Annotated in this window: 23 protein-coding genes; 14 read left to right on the plus strand and 9 right to left on the minus strand. The window is 65.8% G+C overall.

Annotated features, from left to right (window positions below):
- Positions 1-39 precede the first annotated feature (39 nt).
- The 5 genes from OG326_RS35700 (at position 40) to OG326_RS35720 (ending at position 4,659) form a co-directional block, all read left to right on the plus strand.
- Positions 40-1,839, plus strand: coding sequence for a sensor histidine kinase (locus tag OG326_RS35700; RefSeq protein ID WP_327141524.1), 1,800 nt, complete (start codon positions 40-42; stop codon positions 1,837-1,839).
- Between the two features lie 66 nt (positions 1,840-1,905).
- Positions 1,906-2,184 (plus strand): hypothetical protein, encoded by a 279-nt coding sequence (locus OG326_RS35705; protein WP_327141525.1) that lies wholly within the window; start codon positions 1,906-1,908, stop codon positions 2,182-2,184.
- Between the two features lie 13 nt (positions 2,185-2,197).
- Positions 2,198-2,548, plus strand: a complete 351-nt coding sequence (locus tag OG326_RS35710; RefSeq protein WP_327141526.1) for a DoxX family protein — start codon at positions 2,198-2,200, stop codon at positions 2,546-2,548.
- A gap of 203 nt (positions 2,549-2,751) precedes the next feature.
- A complete protein-coding gene (locus OG326_RS35715; protein WP_327141527.1) occupies positions 2,752-2,979 on the plus strand; it encodes a hypothetical protein in 228 nt (75 codons plus the stop codon).
- Positions 2,980-3,207: 228 nt separating this feature from the next.
- On the plus strand, positions 3,208-4,659 hold the full coding sequence (locus OG326_RS35720; protein WP_327141528.1) for an amidase: 1,452 nt from the start codon (positions 3,208-3,210) through the stop codon (positions 4,657-4,659).
- Positions 4,660-4,690: 31 nt separating this feature from the next.
- Here the strand turns inward: OG326_RS35720 and OG326_RS35725 are convergent, their stop codons facing one another.
- Entirely contained in the window at positions 4,691-5,815 is a 1,125-nt protein-coding gene (locus OG326_RS35725; protein WP_327141529.1) for an FAD-dependent oxidoreductase, read from the minus strand.
- Positions 5,816-5,911: 96 nt separating this feature from the next.
- Between OG326_RS35725 and OG326_RS35730 the strand changes: the two genes are divergently transcribed.
- On the plus strand, positions 5,912-6,637 hold the full coding sequence (locus OG326_RS35730; protein WP_327141530.1) for a TetR/AcrR family transcriptional regulator: 726 nt from the start codon (positions 5,912-5,914) through the stop codon (positions 6,635-6,637).
- A gap of 39 nt (positions 6,638-6,676) precedes the next feature.
- Here the strand turns inward: OG326_RS35730 and OG326_RS35735 are convergent, their stop codons facing one another.
- Together OG326_RS35735 and OG326_RS35740 are read right to left on the minus strand one after the other, a co-directional pair.
- Positions 6,677-7,033, minus strand: a complete 357-nt coding sequence (locus OG326_RS35735; protein ID WP_327141531.1) for a VOC family protein — start codon at positions 7,031-7,033, stop codon at positions 6,677-6,679.
- A gap of 4 nt (positions 7,034-7,037) precedes the next feature.
- On the minus strand, positions 7,038-7,676 hold the full coding sequence (locus tag OG326_RS35740; RefSeq protein WP_327141532.1) for a GNAT family N-acetyltransferase: 639 nt from the start codon (positions 7,674-7,676) through the stop codon (positions 7,038-7,040).
- A gap of 377 nt (positions 7,677-8,053) precedes the next feature.
- Between OG326_RS35740 and OG326_RS35745 the strand changes: the two genes are divergently transcribed.
- Positions 8,054-8,500 carry a VOC family protein gene (locus OG326_RS35745; RefSeq protein WP_327141533.1) on the plus strand — a complete coding sequence of 149 codons (447 nt, stop codon included), beginning with the start codon at positions 8,054-8,056 and terminating at the stop codon, positions 8,498-8,500.
- 138 nt (positions 8,501-8,638) lie between these two features.
- Here OG326_RS35745 and OG326_RS35750 read toward each other — a convergent pair whose 3' ends face one another.
- The 3 genes from OG326_RS35750 to OG326_RS35760 form a co-directional block, all read right to left on the minus strand.
- Positions 8,639-9,037, minus strand: coding sequence for a hypothetical protein (locus OG326_RS35750; protein WP_327141534.1), 399 nt, complete (start codon positions 9,035-9,037; stop codon positions 8,639-8,641).
- A 134-nt stretch (positions 9,038-9,171) separates the two neighbouring features.
- A complete protein-coding gene (locus OG326_RS35755; RefSeq protein ID WP_327141535.1) occupies positions 9,172-9,564 on the minus strand; it encodes a hypothetical protein in 393 nt (130 codons plus the stop codon).
- Between the two features lie 151 nt (positions 9,565-9,715).
- Positions 9,716-10,285, minus strand: a complete 570-nt coding sequence (locus OG326_RS35760; protein ID WP_327141536.1) for an LppP/LprE family lipoprotein — start codon at positions 10,283-10,285, stop codon at positions 9,716-9,718.
- A gap of 145 nt (positions 10,286-10,430) precedes the next feature.
- Here OG326_RS35760 and OG326_RS35765 point away from each other — a divergent pair, with 145 nt between their 5' ends.
- The 3 genes from OG326_RS35765 to OG326_RS35775 all read left to right on the plus strand — a co-directional run bounded on the left by OG326_RS35765 (position 10,431) and on the right by OG326_RS35775 (position 13,509).
- Positions 10,431-11,171, plus strand: a complete 741-nt coding sequence (locus tag OG326_RS35765; protein ID WP_327141537.1) for an SDR family NAD(P)-dependent oxidoreductase — start codon at positions 10,431-10,433, stop codon at positions 11,169-11,171.
- Positions 11,172-11,351: 180 nt separating this feature from the next.
- Entirely contained in the window at positions 11,352-11,852 is a 501-nt protein-coding gene (locus OG326_RS35770; RefSeq protein WP_327141538.1) for a hypothetical protein, read from the plus strand.
- 16 nt (positions 11,853-11,868) lie between these two features.
- Positions 11,869-13,509: a hypothetical protein gene (locus OG326_RS35775; RefSeq protein ID WP_327141539.1), complete on the plus strand. Its 1,641-nt coding sequence runs from the start codon at positions 11,869-11,871 to the stop codon at positions 13,507-13,509.
- A 697-nt stretch (positions 13,510-14,206) separates the two neighbouring features.
- Here the strand turns inward: OG326_RS35775 and OG326_RS35780 are convergent.
- From OG326_RS35780 to OG326_RS35790, 3 genes are read right to left on the minus strand one after another with little or no spacing between them, the layout of a single operon-like run.
- Positions 14,207-15,769, minus strand: coding sequence for a multicopper oxidase family protein (locus OG326_RS35780; protein WP_327141540.1), 1,563 nt, complete (start codon positions 15,767-15,769; stop codon positions 14,207-14,209).
- Between the two features lie 5 nt (positions 15,770-15,774).
- On the minus strand, positions 15,775-16,167 hold the full coding sequence (locus OG326_RS35785) for a hypothetical protein (protein WP_327141541.1): 393 nt from the start codon (positions 16,165-16,167) through the stop codon (positions 15,775-15,777).
- The gene (locus tag OG326_RS35790; protein WP_327141542.1) at positions 16,164-16,811 is read right to left on the minus strand and encodes a class I SAM-dependent methyltransferase; all 648 of its coding nucleotides are present in this window, start codon (positions 16,809-16,811) and stop codon (positions 16,164-16,166) included. Before OG326_RS35790 ends, OG326_RS35785 begins: the two co-directional genes overlap by 4 nt.
- 139 nt (positions 16,812-16,950) lie before the next feature.
- Here OG326_RS35790 and OG326_RS35795 point away from each other — a divergent pair, with 139 nt between their 5' ends.
- The 4 genes from OG326_RS35795 to OG326_RS35810 all read left to right on the plus strand — a co-directional run bounded on the left by OG326_RS35795 (position 16,951) and on the right by OG326_RS35810 (position 19,740).
- Positions 16,951-17,418, plus strand: coding sequence for a MarR family winged helix-turn-helix transcriptional regulator (locus OG326_RS35795; RefSeq protein WP_327141543.1), 468 nt, complete (start codon positions 16,951-16,953; stop codon positions 17,416-17,418).
- A 149-nt stretch (positions 17,419-17,567) separates the two neighbouring features.
- Positions 17,568-18,950, plus strand: coding sequence for an ATP-binding protein (locus OG326_RS35800; protein ID WP_327141544.1), 1,383 nt, complete (start codon positions 17,568-17,570; stop codon positions 18,948-18,950).
- Positions 18,951-19,027: 77 nt separating this feature from the next.
- Positions 19,028-19,399 (plus strand): roadblock/LC7 domain-containing protein, encoded by a 372-nt coding sequence (locus tag OG326_RS35805; protein WP_327146683.1) that lies wholly within the window; start codon positions 19,028-19,030, stop codon positions 19,397-19,399.
- Positions 19,396-19,740, plus strand: a complete 345-nt coding sequence (locus OG326_RS35810; protein WP_327141545.1) for a DUF742 domain-containing protein — start codon at positions 19,396-19,398, stop codon at positions 19,738-19,740. Before OG326_RS35805 ends, OG326_RS35810 begins: the two co-directional genes overlap by 4 nt.
- The last annotated feature ends 48 nt before the right edge of the window (positions 19,741-19,788 follow it).

Here is a 19,788-nt window from a genome sequence, read left to right on the forward strand (position 1 = left end):
GAGTTGCTCCTGTAGCCGTTCTCGTATGCAATCATCGGCGTGTCGCCATTGCCAAGATCGACCGGGTATCTGTTCCTGGTCTGTTTCACCCTCTCCGTGTTCGTGGGCGGGGCGAGTGTGGCGACCGTCGTCTGCTGTGCGGGCCTGGCGATACTGCTCGTGGCGGCAGAGCCACGGGCCTCGAACCGCTGGTGGATCCTTCCGGCCCAGGTTCCACTGACCTACCTGCCGATCGCCCTCGACGGCGCCGCGACAAATCTCGACTGCCTGATTGCCGCTACCGCCTTGAGATTTCTGCCTGCCCGCGCGAAGTGGCCGGTCTTCCTCGGCATTGTCGCGAGTTCGGGATTCGTGCACGGCAATTGGCGGACCGATCTCGCGGGCTCCGGTTACGCGGCGCTCACCACCGCGGCCATCGGACTGGTGGTGTACAGCCTGCTGCGGCTACCGGAACTGGTGGATCGGCTGACCGCGACCAACGACGAACTGGCACGGGTGACACTGGCTCAGGAACGCCTGCAGGTCGCCCGCACCTTGCGGGTCGCACTGGGTGAGCAGCTCAGCAGCGTCATGGACCTGCTCCGCGCCGCACGCCGGCAGCTCACCGAGCAACCCGCGCACGCCCGGGACACCATTCGCCGCGCGGCCACCGCGACCCGGACGATGATCGAGACAGTCCGGTCGACAGCCATGCTGCACAGTGAACTCGACAGTGCGCCAGGCGATCCGGAACCGGTGGCCCGGCTGGCACCCCGGCTGGCCATGCTCGCCCTGGTCACCAGCCTGTTCGCCTGGACTGCCCGGCTGACCATGGAGAGCACCGACAACCGGGTGGCGATGGCATGCGGCGGGGCCGCGCTGTCCGGACTGCTCCTGGCACAATTGTTCCGGCCCCGTTTCGCCACCCCGATGCTGATGGTCCAGGCAGCCATCGTCCTGATCCCGCTCCCCTGGCTGGGCGCCTCCTGGTCGGCGTGGCTGATCCTGCTGGCGACAGCGGTGCTGCTGACCCAGCCCGGAATCCGGGCGATCGCGGAAGTCGCCGCGCTGGTCGCCCTGCGTGCCCTCTACACCAAACCCGATGCGCGGCCGGGGTTTCAGGTGGGCTGGGTGGTGCCCGGCCTGGAGGCGACCCTGGTGCTGTTCGGGTTGCTGCAGCTCTGGCAGCTGTCGGACGGGCTGAATCGCTCACGCGCGGCGCTGATTCGGGTGACCGTGCAGGTGGAGCGGCTGCGGGTGGCGCGCGATATCCATGATCTGCTCGGCCTCACACTCTCGGTGCTGGTCCTCAAGAGCGATCTCGTCGCGGAACTCATCCCCTACCATCCGCAGCGCGCGGCAGCCGAAATCGACGAATCGCTGCGCATCGCGGCCAATGCGCAGCGCGATACCCGGCTGATGGGCCCCCGGCAGTCACTGTTCGACGAATTGACCACTGCCGCAGAAGTACTGACCGACAACAACATTCGCGTCGAGCTGACGTGCAGGACCGGACTGCCGGAACCGGCCGCCACGATATTGATACCGGTGGCACGGGAAGCAGTCACCAATATCCTGCGGCACAGTAGCGCCACCACTGTCGAGATCATTTGCCTTCAGCGAAATAACCAGTTGCACTTGAGTATTCGAAACAACGGCGTTGCCGCAGGCAGAACCGACGGACAAGGATTGCGCAATATGCGATCCCGCGTGGCCGATGCGGGGGGCACCTTCACCACAGCGATACAGCAGCACGAATTCCTGCTGACGGCAGCGGTGCCCAGCGCAGACTATGCAGAATGCATAGTCGCGACCGTGGATGATGCACCCGGAACCGGTGGTGTGCGCACTACCTGCTGACCCCGCTCGATGTGAGGCTATTCGTAGTCACCACGACAACGGAGGAAGCAGGAAGGATTCTTTGCCGTGCCGGTTGTCCGAGTACACAGCTATCACGTCGAATCCGATCAGCTGTGCGCACTACTGGCCCAACGCGCTGTCCTGATCGACGAGATCCGCAGCAGCCACCCAGGTTTGACCGAAACCCGATTCACCCGCCTGGACGACGGCACCTACACCGACACCTGGCGCTGGGCATCGGCCGAGCAGATGCTCGCCGCCTTCGGCAGTTCATGGGCCTACCCACTACTGAGCGCCATTACGGACGCCACCGTCCGCACCGGCGAAATCATCGACGAACGTTAGAAAGAAGTCAGTCATGCACATCGCGTACATCGCCGTCACCATTGCCGCCGCCCTCTGGGTCGGCTTCTCCGCCGTCTCGCTGCTGCGCCGCGCCGCCTTCGTAGTCGATCCGCTGGTCGAATACGGCGTGCCGCAATCCTGGTGGACCCCGCTCGGGATCATCAAGGCCCTCGGCGCGATCGGCCTGATCGCCGGCCTCTACAGCCACCAGATCGGCATCGCCGCAGCCATCGGCATCATCCTCTACTTCGTCGGAGCCGTCATCACCGTCCTGCGGGCTCGCTCCTACAAGACCGTGGCCTTCCCCATCCTCTATCTGATCCCGGTCGCAGTGGCCCTCGGCCTCGGCGCGGCAGCGGCCTGATCAGTTCCGGCCGAGGCTCGGAACTCCCTGGGCTGCAATGAATTCACGCCGGAGCCCCGAAGATCGGGGGCATCGACTGTCGGGGCTGTCTGAAGTGAGGTGCGGGTTGAATACTGGCTCGCACCGGGGTTCGAGAACTCGCGCCAGGTTCGAGACATTGTGGGGTCCTTATGAATTCGAAGAAACTCGTCGGAGCTTTTGCCGTGGCTGCCGCATTGTGCGCCCCGGTCGCGGTGCTGGCAGGGCCCGCGCAGGCGGCACCGGCCGGTGCGATGCAACCTGTTGATTCGGGGATACCCATGGGGTCGGCGGATTCGGCGTCGGGGATTCTCGGGGCGCGTACCGGTTCTGCCTATCAGACCCTGAACCATCTGGTCTGCGAGCTGTTCCACACCAGCTTGGACGGATCCGTGGGCATCATGCGCTGCTGACAGATCGGTGAACGGGGGGAGTATTGAGATATCTGTCCCGTTGTGCTGAATAGCATTTCGTGCCTTCGGCGAATGGAATCAAGCCGCGCCGACACCGTGACCTGGGGCGGGCCGTCTTCGACGGCAGGACAAGCGCGTGAGTTCGTCAGTGAAGGCGGCCCGATCGACATTCCCGTTGTGCGAAATGACATTTTATGGCTTTCGAGGCAGTTCGATAGCGTCGAATTCATGGAATGGAGTTTTCTTGCAGTAGAAGAGCTTTCGGCCGCATTGCGTGCCGGTGAGGTGACCTCGGCGGAACTGACCGAGGAGGCGATCGCTCGTATCGAGCGCGACGACAAGGCGATCAACGCGATCTGCGTACCGGACTTCGACCGTGCGCGGGCCGCCGCGCGCCGCGCCGACGAGGCGCTCGCCCGCGGCGAGGATCGGCCGCTGCTCGGCATTCCGGTGACGGTCAAGGAGTGCTACAACATCGCCGGGCTGCCCACGACCTGGGGCATGCCGCAGTACGCGAACTACATGCCCGCCGAGGACGCGGTACAGGTGTCGCGACTCCGGGCCGCCGGGGCGGTGATACTCGGTAAGACCAATGTGCCGCTGGGACTGCAGGATATCCAGAGCTTCAACGAGATCTACGGCACCACCAACAATCCGTGGGATCACGATCGCACGTCGGGCGGGTCCTCCGGCGGATCGGCGGCGGCCCTGGCGTCCGGGTTCGGCACGCTGTCCATCGGCTCCGATATCGCCGGTTCGCTGCGCACCCCCGCGCATTTCTGTGGCGTCTACGCACACAAGCCGACACTCGGGCTGGTGGCGAACCGCGGTATGGTCGCGCCGCCGGAACCGGCACTGCCGCTCGACCTCGACCTGGCCGTTGTCGGCCCGATGGCGCGCACCGCCCGCGACCTCACGCTACTACTCGATGTGATGGCTGGACCGGACCCACTGACACGCGGCGTCGCCTACGATCTGGCGCTGCCGGCCCCGCGCCACGAGCGGCTCGCCGACTTCACTGTCCTTGTCCTCGAGGATCATCCGCTCATCCCCACCGGGTCCGCCGTGCGGGCGGGCGTGAACCGGGTGGCCGATGCGCTTGCCGACGCCGGCGCCCGCGTCGAACGGCACAGTCCGCTGCTGCCCGATCTGACCGAGGCCGCGACGCTCTACACGCAGTTGATGTTCGCGAGCTCCATCGCTCGTTTTCCCGTCGAATCGTACGAGCAGCTGCAGACCCGCGCTGCCGGACTGAGCGCGGACGATCAGAGTCTCGACGCGACTCGGTTGCGCGCCATGGTGTTCAGCCTCCGCGACTGGCTCGAGGCGAACAACCGTCGCGAACTCCACCGCCACGGCTGGCGGCAGCTGTTCGCCGAGTTCGATGTCGTGGTGTGCCCGATCACGCCGACCCCCGCGTTCCCGCACGACCACAATCCCAATCCGCTGGAACGCCGGATCGATATCGACGGCGTCGGGTACCCGTACTTCGACCAGCTCGTCTGGGCCGGCCTGGCGACCATGCCCGGCCTGCCCGCCACCGCCATCCCGGCGGGCCGATCCCCCGAGGGCCTGCCGGTGGGAGTGCAGCTCATCGGCCCGATGTACGAGGACCGGACTCCGCTGCGGCTGGCCGAACTGCTCGAGCAGCGGATCGGCGGCTTCCAGGCTCCGGAATAGGTTCTCCCGCAGGCGGCTCGAGAATTCGGCGTCAGGACAGTTTCGCGTCAGGGGCGAAGGCGGGCAGCTTCTCGAGACTGCTGCGCACCGCCTCGGCGCCGTATTCGAACATCTGCCGCTCGTAGTCGCCGACCGCGCTGCGCAGATCCCGGCGGCCTTCGCCGGCTTCGATCAGGCTGCGGCGCAACAGGTCCGCATCGCGCAGCGCGGTATTCGCACCATTGCCGCCGGTCGGAGAGGTGGCGTGGATCGCGTCGCCGAGCAGCGTGACCGGGCCGGGCGCCCAGCGCTCACCGGGCTTGACCACGCGGATGGACAGCAGCGCGCTGTTGTCCGGGTCGGCCTGCTCGATCAGCGCGCGCAGCTCCGGGTGCCAGCCCTGCATTCTGGACAGCACGGCGTCCTGCGCGGTCAGGTCTTCCAGCGAGCCGTTCGGCGGCAGGATCATGGCCCAGCGCACGTAGTCGCCGATGTCGGGCAGCGTGACTTCGGGGGCCAGTTGTTCGGCGGCCTGCTTCGGCGGGGTGCGGAAGCGCATCGCGCCGAGCAGCAGGCTGACGCCGTCGCCGCTGATCTTCGAGCCGTACGCCTTGGACAGGCCGGCGAACTCGTCGGTCAGCGGGGTGCGGCCGATGACGAACCGGACGCCGGTATCGGTCGGGGTGGTCTGCGGCGACAACACCCCGCGAACCGCCGAGGTGACGCCGTCCGCGCCGACGAGCAGATCGGCGATGGCCGGATCGCGGCGCGCGAACCGGGCTCGGACCTTGCCGTCGGCCAGTACGTCGTAGCCGGTCAGCGCGGCGTCGGTGTGCACGGTGAGGCCGGTCAGCAGCAGGTGTCGCAATACCTGCCGGTCGACCACGATGCCCGTCCGGCCCGCGCCGAGCCTGCCGATCTCGTTCAGCTGCGGGTCGAAGATCAGCTGGTCGGCGGAGGCGTCCATGACGATTTCGTCCAGCAGCGGATGCCAGCGCGTCGGCAGGCAGTCGCGCACGGACTGGAAACCGATCGGGTTCAGCACGAGCCGGTAGCCCTGGAACCGGGCGATGATCCCGGTGTCACGTTCGAATACGTCGGCCTCGATCCCGGCTCCACGCAGACCCTGCGCGAGAGCCAGACCACCCAGGCCGGCTCCGATAACGGAAACTCGCATCACACACCTCCGGGACATTGAGACGAACTTAGTTCGTTTCTTACGATCTAAGTTCTACAGAACGAACTAAGTTCGTGTCAAGCTATAGTGGTCGGCATGCCCGCCGATCCCCGCCAACGCCGCGCAGCGCGCCACGCCCAACCCGTAGCGGAGGCCGCCGCGCCGGCGCCACGTAAGCAGCCCATCACCGTCCAGCGGATCACCGATGCCGCCTTGGAAGTCGTCGCCACCGAGGGGTACGACGCGCTGACCATCCGCCGGGTCGCCACCGTGCTCGGCACCGGCCCGTCGTCGCTGTACGCGCATATCGTCAACAAGGACGATATCGACGATCTGCTGATCGGCAGGCTCTACGCCGAAGTTGTACTCCCCGAACCGGATTCGGCCGTCTGGCGCGAGCAACTGCTCGGGGTGTACACGCAGATCCGCGACCTCTACCTGAAATACCCCGGAGTCTCGCGCGCCGCGCTGGCCATGGTGTCGACCAATCTGGAAACACTGCGGGTCGGCGAAGGAATCCTGGCGATCCTGCTCGCGGGCGGCATCGAACCCAGGACGGCCGGATGGGCCCGCGACGCGCTGTCCCTCTACGTCAGCGCCTATGCGCTGGAACAGTCACTGGTCCAGCAACGGCGCCGGCACCAGGATCAGGAATGGGTGCTCAGCCATGAGGAACTACTGGACCGCTTCTCCGCACTGCCCGCCGAGAAATTCCCGCAGACGCGACGCCACGCCGCGGAGCTGATCTCCGGCACCGGACAAGACCGCTTCGAGTTCGCCCTCGGCCTGCTCATGAACAATCTGCGACCCGCATCCGATTGACCTGCGGCGTAAGGCAACCCAGAGGTCAGTCGCCCACGACTACCCCGCGATCTCGATGACGAATACCGAGTTGCCGTCCGGATCGGTGAAGGGCGCCTTACGTCCCCCCGCACCCTCCGGCCCGACACGGAACAGCGGCCCGGGATCGATTCCGCGCGAAGCGATTTCGGCTACCTCTGCATCCAAATCCGACACCGCGATATTCACCAGCGCCCGACCGGCGTGATCTGGATCGACCACGACGTACACCAGCGCCGTATCGGTCAGTTGCCACATCACCTCGACCCCCGGTGTCACGAGTACATCGGCCGCACGCCCGAAAAGTCGGGTGTACCAGTCGACCGAGCTCGCAAAGTCCGTCACAGCCACACCCGAGAACAAGAATTTGATGTCCATGCCCCTATAGAAGCTCAACGGCCGGCGAATTCGCCGGAGGGCTCGGGGATCGCCACATCAACCACACTCGCGGACCACCGAAGTGCATCGTGATCTCATCGAAAACCTTGAATCCGAAACGCTCGTAGTAGCCGAGGTTTCCAGGATTGCTGGTTTCCAGGTAGACGGAGGCGCCGTCGTGGTCACAAGGAGCGAGTCGCGACTGCAGTAGCGAGCGACCGTAGCCCAGCCCGCGCACACCCGGTGATGTACCGATTGCCTGCAGGTACCAGTGCGGCTCGCTCGGGTGCACCCGCTGCTTGCGGCGATCCGCCAGCCCCAACCACGGGATACGCGGGCCGAATGCCCGTAACAGGCCGGGCATCATGCTCAGCTGCGCTCGAAGGGTGTGCCGCCAACGACCGGGTGGCGTCCACAGGGTCGCGCCCTGCACAGTGCCGGCGGCGTCGACGGCAACATCGACACGCCCGTGCAGCAGGTGATATCGGGTCAGGGCGATGAACATCTGCGTGGCTCGCGCCACCCGCGACTCGGAGTTCGGAAGCAACCACCCGACATAGGGATCATCGTCGAATGCCGTCGCAAGCACGCCTGCGATGGCATCGATATCGCCGGTGCCCGCAGCTCGGACCACTACGGCCATCACCGCATTCTCAACAATCCGACCCCCGTAATGCGCTGCGCCGCCCCCGCAGATTCCAAAACCGTTGATACGCACCAACAATCAAGCGCGATCTCCGCTATCAGCGTCCGACGATACTCCGACCACCGCTGTGTCCGCCGGACAACGCATCCAAGACGTCGGCCTGAGCGGTCAAAGTTCGTACCCGGACTGCATTTTTTGCCGCCGAGACGAGGTTTGTGACCGCTCAGGCCGGATGAACCCCACCTTGTCGAGAACGGTCGGGCGGCTCCGTCCCAGGGGTACGAGCAGCCGAACCGGCAGCGGGCCGAGCGTCAGAACGCCTGAACCGAACAAGCCCGGCCAGAATGGGCCGTGGCGAACCTGAGGAGGACATCATGACGATCCGGATGGATCACGTCGGCATTGTGGTCGAGGATCTCGCGGCCGCTATCGCATTCTTCGTCGAACTGGGCCTGGAAGTGGAGGGCGAGGCAGCGGTCGGTGGCCAATGGGCCGACGACCTGCTCGGATTGGACGGCGTCCGAGCGGATATCGCCGTCGTACGGACTCCGGACGGCCATGGCCGCGTCGAGCTCTCCACCTTCCACTCGCCGGTAACCACCAGCACCGCGCCGAAGGCGCCGGTGAACACCCCGGGCATCCCCCGCCTGACCTTCGTCGTCGACGATGTGGACACCGTCTTCGACCGCCTCCGCGCCCATGGCGCCGAACTCGTGGGAACGATTGCCCGATACGAAGACATCTACCGGTACTGCTACGTCCGCGGCCCGGCCGGCATCATCATCGGGCTGGTCGAGGAACTCCGCCGAACGACACAGTGATTTGCCGAGAACTCTTCGGCCCGTTGAGGGTTCGGGATTGAGGAGGGCCGGTGAGCCGATTCTGGAAGCACAGACCGGCCCTGAGACCGGCGCCCACTCCAGAGATCCGCTGTTGAGTCCAGTCCGTCTCGACGGGCGCTAGTGTGCCGATTCGCGTTGCTCGGCTATGCGGCGGCGGATCTCGTCCCACGACATGGGTAGTTCGTCGGCCGGGGCGGTGAAGAAGACGAAAGTGGCTTCTTGCATGACTTTTCGCTTGCGCTCGACCGTGGACTTGTGCGGTTCGGCGCCCGCGTAGGCATAGATGGCCGACTTGTCGGTCCACGCCGAGTAGGTCCAGAAGGTGCCCTTGAGGGTCTCTGCTTTCAAGGCGACGCCCAGCGCTCCCGGTGAGCGGCGGGCCTGCCACCACAGTGCCAGTGAAGCGATCAGGAAGCCGGGTGCGTTGCGCGGGGATTTGACTTCGAGGCGAGAGGCCATGCATTGGACCTCGGGCGTGCTGGGCGTGCCGACTGTCATCCACGGAATCGTGGGCATGGGCCACTCTTTCGATAGGAGGGGGCGGATCACCGACCGTCTCCGCAATACTCCACAGTGGAATGAATCCTGTCAACAGCAAGATGCTTCGTCCGCTATCGGAACCCGGAGCGGATGGCAGCTCCGGTGTACAGCTACGCCGTCTTTTGCCGGGGCAGCAGTATCGCGCGCCCGGTCGCCAGTAGCGGCTGCAGGTTCTGATCGTCGGCCAGATCGAGATAGATCGGACGCACACGGCGCCAGCGCGTGTGCCCGGGCTGCCCACTCATCACAGCGACCCTCCCGTTGGTCGTCACCACCGTGGCGCATTCGGCGCCGCAGCCGCGCCGATGCCCGCGACATCCTTCCAAGCTCCAGCCGACCAGCGTGATCGATTGCGCCCTACCAGGCATTGCAGGCCGACAATGCTCCGTCGGCCGGATCCCGGCGTGGGCGAGCTCGGCGATGAACGCGGCGATCTCGGCCCGGATCTTGACCCGGCCGCGGCGTGGGCGGGGGTTTCGTGGTGAGGCGAGATCGGCTGACATATCGACTCTTTCGTGAGGCACTCCGAAACTGGGAGCGTGGGATGGATCTTCCCCTCCACGATCGAGTCGAAACAGTCCCGGCGAATGTCTATCGACAACAATTTCACCGCGCGCAGGAATCTCGATCAGCTCCAGCACATTCGGGCACGGATCAGGGGTGCGGCGGGAACTGGCCGTTGGCGGTGATGGTGGTGCCGTTGAGGGTGAAGCTGACCACGCTGGGGCCGCCCTGGGGGCAGCACATCGGATCGTTGCCGACCGTCCAGTGGTAGGTGAGGGAGATGCTGGTGCGGGTGTGGGCGGTCAGCATGGTGAACATGTAGGGGTCGGAGGTGGTGGTGCCGAGGTACGTGCCGCCGGTGAACAGGAGGACCTGGGTGTAGGGGTGATTGGTGTTCGTATCGGCCATCATCCAGGACAGCAGCCCGTCGCAGCCGGAGCTGATCGGGTCATTGCTGGTCTGTCCGACGGACCAGGTGCCGATCGGGGCCGCGGGAAGCTTGGCCAGGGCGGATTGCGCGAGGGCGGAATTCGGGTCGAAGCACAGGCCGTTGGCGCTGCCGTTCGGGGCGCTGCGCTGCTGCGCGATGGGAGCAACGGCGCTCGTGGCCGGTGCCGAGGAGGTTGCCGTGCAACCCGTCGCGATCATGGCGACGGCCGCCGCGAGGACACCGATCGCCGCCGGCCGGACTGTGCTGAAGATGCTTCGAGTGCGCGCCACGTGATAGAGATCGCGAGGGTTGCCGATTGTGTTAGCGCAGGTAGAAGGGCCGCGAATATCAGGGGTCGCGGATTCGGGGTGCGGTGTCGTTGAATCGTCTGCGCGGACGGCGGTTTCGCCGGCCGGTGAATGAACGGAGACGGATATGTCAGGGCGTTTCGATGGCCGGGTCGCGGTGGTGACCGGAGCGTCGTCCGGGCTGGGGCAGGCCGTAGCACGGTCGCTGCAGGCGGACGGGGCGCGGGTGTTCGGCGTCGGACGCGATAAGGAACGCCTGGGAGCCACCCTCGACGGCCCCGAAACCGCTTGGCTGGCAGCCGATCTCGCCGATCCGGCCGCGAGCACCGCGGTGATCGAAGCCTGCGTCGAACGTTTCGGCGGAGTCGACATCCTGATCAATGCGGCGGGCGCCCACACCATGCGCCACACCGCGCAGACCACCGACGCCGACTGGCAGCACGACCTCGCCGTCAACCTCAGCGCCCCCTTCTTCCTCTCCCGCGCCGCCCTCCCCCACCTGCTCGAACGCCAGGGCAACATCGTCAATGTCGCCTCCATCGCGGGCCTCGAAGGCCAGGCCTACTCGGCCGCCTACTGCGCCGCCAAACACGGCCTCATCGGCCTCACCCGCGCCATGGCCCTGGAATTCGACAGCCGCGGCATCCGCATCAACGTCGTCTGCCCCGGCGGCATGACCACCCCCCTCCTGCAGAACTTCACCTTCCCCGAAGACCCCGACTACACCCTCATCATGAAAACCGCCGCCGCCCGCGGCCTCATGGACCCCGCCCAGGTAGCCAACGTCATCACCTTCCTCTGCTCCCCCGAAGCCTCCGCCGTCCACGGCGCCGTCTACACCGTCGACAACGGCAAAATGGCCCTCTGAACCGGGGTCGTGAACGAATCGCCGCATCTACCGATGGGCGCCCGCCGGCGCCGGCACAGCGGACTGCGTCCGCATTGCGGGATGTGTAATCGCTGGCTACGGTGAGGCCGTGATCATTTCTCGCGGGAAAGGCGCTGTGCGCCTCAGCCGTTGACCCCCGGAAAGACCCCGGCTACCGACGTGCGTCGTCGCGCGGGCGCGGTCCGGGATCGAAAGTGGCTGCAGCAGCGGCACTTAACTACCACCGGCGATTTCAGACTCGACTATCGTCCCGGACCCGGTGATGTCCTGCGGGTCATTCCCTGTATCGATACCATTCCCCTGACTGATCTCATCGACACCTTCGAGATCAGCGCGGGTATGCGGCCCGCCGGCGGTTGGTACGCCGGTCTCGCTCTGCGCTCCGGCCGATTCGAGCGACCGATGGCCTACTTCCATGGATCCGCTCCCCCCACCACGGAACACAAGACACCTGTACTCGTGTGCACCTGTGGGGAATTGGGCTGCGGCGGGTTGCTGACCCGCATCACTCTGACCGGCAACCTCGTCGTGTGGGATCGCTTCGGACTGCCCTATCGCACCGATCGTGACTACAGCGCATTCGGCCCTTTCCTGTTCGACCGCGACCGGTACGACAAAGCCGTCCGCGCTCTGGACGCCGAACTCGCCACCGACAAATGAAAGGAGCAATCGCAACATGTCTGGTTCGCTGATCACTCGCCGCATACTCGGCGACCGCCCCTTCGCCGAGATCGGCGAGCCTTCGGCTGTAGTTGTCGACGAGGAGCGTTACCTTGTTGCTGTAGGCGGCGACATGGGGTATCTGGGATGGTCCGGCTGCGGTACCACCAACTACCGGTGGCGCCAGTACCGCGTGGGACTCTATGGCACACAGGATCTTCGGTGCCGGTGGGTCGTGGATTCCCGGTGGCCCGTCCACTCGATGGCCTTTCACCCGACGCTGCCGATAGTGGCCGTGGGCACCGGGTCGTACGACGGGGGTTACTCCTACGAGGGCGAACTGCTGATCCTCGATCTGCGGTCGGGACTCTCGACCTCGGTGCTGCGCTGGGCACGCGAACTGATGCACGTCGAATGGGCCGACAAGCGGGCTCTACGGATCCTGGCCGCTCCAGTAGACAGCTTCCCCGGCGGCCGTTACGACGCGGCGGCGCACTCCTACGCGTACTCCGCGGTCCTCGAACGGCCCGACTGGAGCGATGTGGCGGGCAAATCGGTTCAGGCGGAAGAGCTCATCGGGCCGCGCGTCGAATTCCAGCGCCCATCACGAGAATCGGTGACCGGTCGGGGCATCGCGGCGCTCGCCGCGTTGACCGGGAGACCATGGGAGCCGCGCCGGCAGGTGTGGGATGTGCAGCAGCTGCAGGACGGGCGGGTGCTGGCCTGCGCGGAAGGTGTTATCGCCGAATCATGGCTGCCCGACCGGCAATTGCAGTGGCGAATCGAGAACGAGGGAGCCGGCCGACAACTTGTGATTCGGTCCGATCAGCTCGAGGCCTGGGTCAATGTGCCGTGGCGATCGCGCCGCGTGGGCGAGGAACGGGTCACCGAGTCACCGCTCGTCGCCCGGGTGTCGCTCGATGACGGAAGAGTGCTGGAATCCCTGCTCCTGAGTTCAGCCGTCACACTGACCACACGCGAAGATGGCTGGCTCGCACTGCGTTCCACTGACCACGAATGCGGCAACGGCTGGCTCGCGCTGATCGGCCCAGCGGGCGAAACTCCCGAATTTCACGTGCCGCTCGGAGGATTCGAAGCCCGCAACAATGCTTTTCCGATCCGCCACAGCGGGCAGTTGCTCTTCCTGCGGGGCAAAGACAGTGAGGAGCCATGGCAGGACAAACACGTTGTTGCCGTCGACATGACCGGCCCCGATGGCGTGCCGTCGACCCGGGAACTGTTTCCCCTCGAGTGGGATACCGCACGCGCCGGACACCTTTTCGGCGGGCCCGGCATCGAGATTGGCAGTCCAGGTAACCGAGACCTGGTGCACGCCGGGTTCGTTCACGACGGTGCCGGTCTACTGCCCGGCAATGTCTTCGTTGTCCGGCGCAGCGGCCTGTACGGCGCCGTGCGGTGGGTGTTCACCGCCGACTTCCCCGCCACCGCGTTGGACGGGGACGAGAACACGGTCTACGTCGCCTTCAATTCCGGTGAACTGGTCGCCCTGCACACCTCGGACGGGACCGTGCGGTGGCGGCAGCACCTGGAAGTCGACGGCCAACCAGTGGTCCCCCTTTCGCTCACACTCACCGGACCGGGGCGGTTGCTGATCGGAACCGTGGACGGACGGATCCTCGACTGTTCGATCGAGTAGGGCGGAGGGTGCGGGCGTCTCAGCTCACAAAGCGGGCCGATGGCGACGAAGGCTGCACGCGATCGGTCAGGAATAGTCGGGGATGTAGTGGTAGCCGGGGATTCGCTTCTGGCCGTTGCAGTTCGGGCATACCAGTCGCTTCGGCATTCCGCTGGGGTAGCGCTCTGTGTCCGAGTGGACATAGCCCCATCCGGAACAGAGTTCGCAGGGGACGATGCCCTCGACACGGCGGACCTGGCCGGTGGCATTGCAGGTCTGGCAGTGGCCCAGGGGCTTGTAGATGTAGCCGTTTCCGAAACAGGCACCGCATCGGACCGGGCGGGTCACCCACTGGGCGGAGGTTTCGAAGCCTTCTTGGGTGGAGTACTCGCTCCAGCCTCGTCCCTCACACTCACCACACGGTCCCGAGAGTGTGCGGTGACCCGCCCCGTTGCAGTCCGGGCACTTCATCGGGCTGCTAAGCGCTACCGAATGCACCGAGGATCGCGTTGGCGGCACCGTTGCCGAGACCCCAACCGAGACCGCTGACCAAGCTGTTGGCAAACATCTGAATCAAGTTATCCATATCGCTCCATAGCCTTTCGATCCGAAATCTTCGCCGTCATCCTACTCCGCGAAGAACGAGTAGATCGGTCTGTTCAAGCCGGAGGAAAACGGCACGACCCTCGATCCATTTGCGGCACAACGGATTAGATTCCTATTGCACGGTGGTGAAGGTAGCCATCATGGCCATATCCTCGTGCTCCAGATTGTGGCAGTGCAGAACGAATCGCCCGGCATAGTCGGTGAAGCGGATAGCGACTTCCGCCACCTCGGTTGCCGCCAGATTCAGAGTGTCCTTCCACCCCGCATCGGTCGCATGCGGCGGATTGCCATTACGCGAGAGCACCTGGAACTGGTTGAGGTGCACATGAATCGGATGATTGAGATCGGTGCTGAACCGCCAGATCTCCACCTCCCCCAGCTTCGGCTCGGCGATGACCTCGTCGACGGCATAGGCGCGGCCATTGATCGTCCAGCCCACCATGCCGTCGACATCGCCGCGGCGAAAGTCGAACAGGCGGGTGCGCACCGCGGCCGCCCGGTCCAGCCGCTCGATCGGAACGAGCACATCCGGAACCACCGAGGAATCATCGGCGCGGTCCCCCACCACAAAACGCATGACCTGCGCGGCCCTCCCGGAGCCGAGATCATTGTGGACCGTCACCTGATCACCCGGCGCGCACCCGGAGAAGTCCACCACCACATCGAACCGCTCACCCGGCGCGATATCCACCGCCGAAAGGTGTTGTGCGCGTTCCAGCAGACCACCGTCGGACCCGATCTGCACGAACCCACCGGCCCGGCCGCCGGGCGAATCCATGCGCAGCCGATACACCCGGGCATTGGAAGCATTGAGCAACCGCAGCCGATAGCGCGCACCCCCAACCCGATGCACCGGCCACGGCACACCATTGACGAGAATGACATCGCCGAGCACACCCTGCACGTACTTCCCTGTCACACCGGGCTTTTCCATCATCGACGGGTCCAGCGCCGGGTACATGAGAGACCCGTCCGCATGGAACGCCCGATCGGTGATCATCAGCGGCAGATCACGCTCTCCGGAGGGCAGCCGCAGCCGGTTCTCCGCCTCATCCACGATGAGATGGAATCCGGCCAGCCCGTGCCACACCGAAGCACCGGTGAAATCCATCCGATGGTCGTGGTACCACAGCGTGGCAGCCGGCTGCTGCGTCGGATACTCGTAATCCCGCTCACCGGTCATGGTCCGCGCCAGCGAATCACGCTGCATACCAGCCATATCGGCCATCGAATCCGAGCCGACCGGATACAGCAGATCGGTGGGATAGCCGTCGGAATCGTGCGGCACATGACCACCGTGCAGGTGCACGACAGTCGGCACGGGCAATTCATTGCGATGCCTGACGACGGTGCGCCTGCCGCGCGCCGAGACAAGCGTCGGACCAGGAAAAGTGCCGTTGTAGCTCAAAATCGGTGTGTCATAACCGGGCACAATCTGCGCCGTCGCCCGGCGCTGCGTCATGCGGTAGTAGTCCGTATCCGCATCCCGCCGTTCCGGCGCCAGCACCGCGGGCACCGTGAGCGACCGCGTGAACGGTTCGGGCAGTGCCACTTCCGAGGTGAGCTGCGCACCGACGGTCGCGCTGTCACCGGCGAACCGGAAACCCGCGGCCACGCCCGCCGCGCCCACCACACCGAGCGCCCCGGCCAGCCGGAAGACATCCCGGCGGCTCATCGCATTCACCTGTCCCCCAGCGCATCGGCGCCGACCAGCACCGGAGCACGCCACACCTGCACCAGCAACGCCAGCAATCCGGCAATGACGAGCACACCGAGCGGGACGTGAATCGCCAGAATCGCCTTATGCCCCAGCATGATCTCGATACCGCAGGCCAGGGTGAGACCCAGACTCGTCCAGAAGGTCCACGAGAGCGCCCCGCGCCGCCAGGCGACCGCGAAAGCAATGGTCAGCAGCAGTGAGATGACCGCGAGAATGAGCCCGTTGAGCGAATGCGCGTCCAACGCACGATAACTGCCGGACATGAATCGCCCCGCGAACATGGCCTGCGTCAGTCCGTCCACCCCGGCGAGCAGCGTCAGCCCGCGCAGAATCCAGAGCAGCGCCCGGTTCATCGCGCGCTCTTCCGAGCGGTGAGCAACCACGCCGGAATCGGGGCCGGACCGTGTCCGGGCAGCGATCCCAGCATTTCATCGCGACGCAGCACCTCGACGGTCCAGCCGATGGCGAACGCGGCACGCAGTTCGGCTTCGGTCATACGCTGCGGCCCCGGACCGGGCGGCGCCGCATCGCTGACCGCCAGGATATGGACTGCCGCATCCGAACTCGTCACCCGATGCAGCGCGGCGACATAGCGATCACGATCGGACCCGGTGAAGGTGTGGAGCAGACCGGAATCGAGAACAGTGTCGAAACTGTCTTCGTACCCGGTCAATTCACGAGCATCGGCGGTATCGAACTCGGCCCGCACGCCCAGCCGCTCCGCCTTCGCCCGGGCATGCGCGATGCCGGTAGCGGCGAAATCCAGTCCGGTGACGTCATATCCGCGACCCGCGAGATACAGCGCGTTCTCACCGGTGCCGCAACCGGCGTCCAGCACCCGGCCGCGGATGCCGCCGGTTTCGGCCAGTTCCACCACCAGCGGCTGCGGCTTGCCGATATCCCATCCGGCGGCCGTGATCACGGCTCCGGTCGGCGGTTGCGAGCGATAGACGGATTCGAAGAACTCCCCGGCTTCCGGCTGCTGCGGACCTGTCATGGCCATCCTCCCGACGCCCCGGCCCATACCGGGATCGAATAGTTCATATTTGAGAACTATTCAGAAGTCTGAAGTTGTAGAGTGACCCTGTCAAGGACGGATTTTCAGCGACACGGATTTTCAGAGACAGGGAGAACGGGTGGGTGAGCCACAGCCGGTCAGCGCGGAGGACCGCAGCCGATTGCAAACGGTCGTGCCGATGATCTCCAGCTATCTCCGGCGTGCGCACGGCGATATGCCCACCGCGCTCCGAGATGCCTTCGAGGCCAACGGCCTCGGTCCCCGGCACGGCGCGGCGCTGGTCTACGCGCTGTCCGCCGGTCCGGTCAGCGTCGGCGATCTCGCGCGCCAGCTGGGCATCGGCCTGACCAATGCCAGCCAGCTCACCGGCGACCTGTCCCGCGCGGGCTGGCTGCGCCGCGAGAGCGATCCGGCCGACAATCGCCGGACTCTGCTGTCGGTTCCGCAGGAGCGCCGCGCGGATGTCAGGGAGTTCGTCGGCCGCAGGTCCGAACCCCTCATACGCGCCATGGAGCGCCTGACCACGCAGGAGCGCAAGGCCTTTCTCGCAGGCCTCACCGCCTGGGCGGAAGAACTCAGCCGATGAGCGCGGGCGGGCGCGAGCCCTCGGTTTGACGAGATCTCATGTGAAAGTATCGCTGGGATAACGGAATAGGTATGTTGTGGGCTACGGTCGGTCGTGTTTGCGTAAGTGCGCCTGACCTTGGTGTAGCCGACAGGATTGACGAAACCCCTATGGCCGTGATGTTTCTCTGGATACTTGTTCCCCTACTTGTGCTCGCCGTCGCCGCGAATGCTTATACCGCGGTGCGTTTGCGCGCGGAGCGGGCCCGCGCCAATGATCTGACCGCGCAGGTGCGGGGCTGGGAGCAATTGCTCGAACAGCTTGTCCGCAAGACGCTGCCCTCGGTCTCCGAGTCGATCCGTCGCCCCGGAATGCCGCTGACCGCCCTGGAAGTGCCACCGAGCCTGGAAGATTCGGCCCTGCCCCCGCTGGTGTGGCAGGGCGTGGAATACCACGCGGACGATCTGCGACTGCTCTGGGCGGAGGCCGCCGATCAGGGCAAACGCGATATCGAGGCGGAGGCGCGGCTGGCAATCGCCAACGCGGAGCAGGCCGTTCGCGTCGAGATGCAGACCGTGCGCGACGCCGCGCAGGGCGCCTCGCGCGATGTGACCGGTGCGGCCGTGCGCTCGTTCGGCACCTCGGTGGTCAGCCTCGGTGCGGACGTCGGCAAGGTGGTCAGCGCCGCCCTGCGCGAGCATCGTGACGACGCGGTGTACGAAACCCTCATCCGCATCGACCACAGTGTGCAGCAGATGATCCGGCAGGCGCAGTCCTATGTGATCGTCAGCGGCGGGCTGCCCGGACGCCGGTGGCCGCAGCAGTCGGTGACCGATGTGGTCGGCGGCGCCACCGGGCGCGTGCGCGACTACCTGCGGGTGCGTGCCACCCAGGCCGACCGCGTGGTGGCCAGCCGCGTCGTGGAGCCGCTCGTGCACACCGTGGCGACGCTGCTGGACAATGCGCTGCGCTATTCGCCGCCGACCTCGTTCGTCGACATCAGTTTCCAGGAAGGTCACCACGGCGTGACAATCCTCATCGACGATGCCGGGGTGCGTATGAGCCCGGAGCAGTTGGAGGATGCCCGCCAGGTCCTCGCCGGCGAGCGCTCGATCGATATTCTCGAGCTCGGCCCGGCGCCGAAGATCGGCTTCCCCAGTATCGCGGCGCTGGTGCGCCGGTACGGGTTCAGCGTCTATGTCGACGGCCCCAATATGTACGGCGGTGTGCGGGCGATGGTGTACATCCCCGAATCCCTGCTGATGGCACCGCAAGAAGTCAAGGAGGAGCCGGCGGCGGCAACGACAACAGCAGTGTTCCCCGTGGAAGAACCCGCAGCCGACAATGCCGAGATCGCCGCGGCGCTCACCGCGAGCGGACTGGCGAAACGGCGGCGGCGCACCGTGGTTCAGCCGGGCGTGCAGCAATCCTCCACCCCCGCAACGACTCTCCAACTCGCTCGACCCGATATCGCAGTGGCGTGGCGCAGCGGTTCGGTCAGCGGCCGCGTCGCCGCCGCCGAAGCCGACCAGACCGAAGGGATGAACTCGTGAACTCACCGACAGCGACCGGCCCGCACAATGCGGCGCCGTCCGCGAGCCCGGCCGACAGCTCCAACCGGCTCGGCTGGATGCTTTCGGACCTAGACATCCCGGGGGTGCGGTTCGCGGTACTGCTGTCCGAGGACGGCCTGCGAATCGCACACTCGGGCAATATCACCCGGGACAATGCCGAGCGATTCGCCGCGGCCGCGTCCGGGCTGCGCTCGCTGGGCAAGGCACTCGGTGAATTCTGCGGTGGCCCCCACGACAATGTGCGCCAGAACGTCACCGAGTACGACGACGGCATGATCTTCATTACCGCCGCGGGCGACGGTGCGGTCATCGGCGTGTCCGCGACCGTCGAGGTCGATGTGGCGCTGGTCGCGCACCGGCTCAATGAGCTCGCCGCCCGAGTCGGGCACGAGCTCGGCGCAGTGCCGCGCGGCGGCGCTCTGACATGACCGGGCCGCGACGTGATCCCGATCTGGTCCGGGCGTACGTACGCACCGGCGGACGTTCGCGTCCGACACGCCTTTTGGACCTCGTCACCGTGATCGTCGCCGCCGATGTCCCGCTACAGGGCGGGACTCCCGACGGACGCCGCATCCTCGCGCTGTGCCGCAGTGCGCTGTCACTCGCCGAGGTCGCGGCCCATCTCGATCTGCCGCCCTCGGTGGTGAAGATCGTCGTCGCCGACCTGCTCGACAGCGGTCACCTGATAACCCGGACGCCTGCGCACACCATGCCGGACGTCAGCTTGCTGGAAGAGGTACTGAATGGGCTTCGCGCCCTTGCGGTCTGAGTCGGATCGTCCGCAATTACAGACGCCGGGTGTCGAATATCTGCCGCC

This window comes from Nocardia sp. NBC_01327 (assembly GCF_035958815.1).
Taxonomy (GTDB): domain Bacteria; phylum Actinomycetota; class Actinomycetes; order Mycobacteriales; family Mycobacteriaceae; genus Nocardia.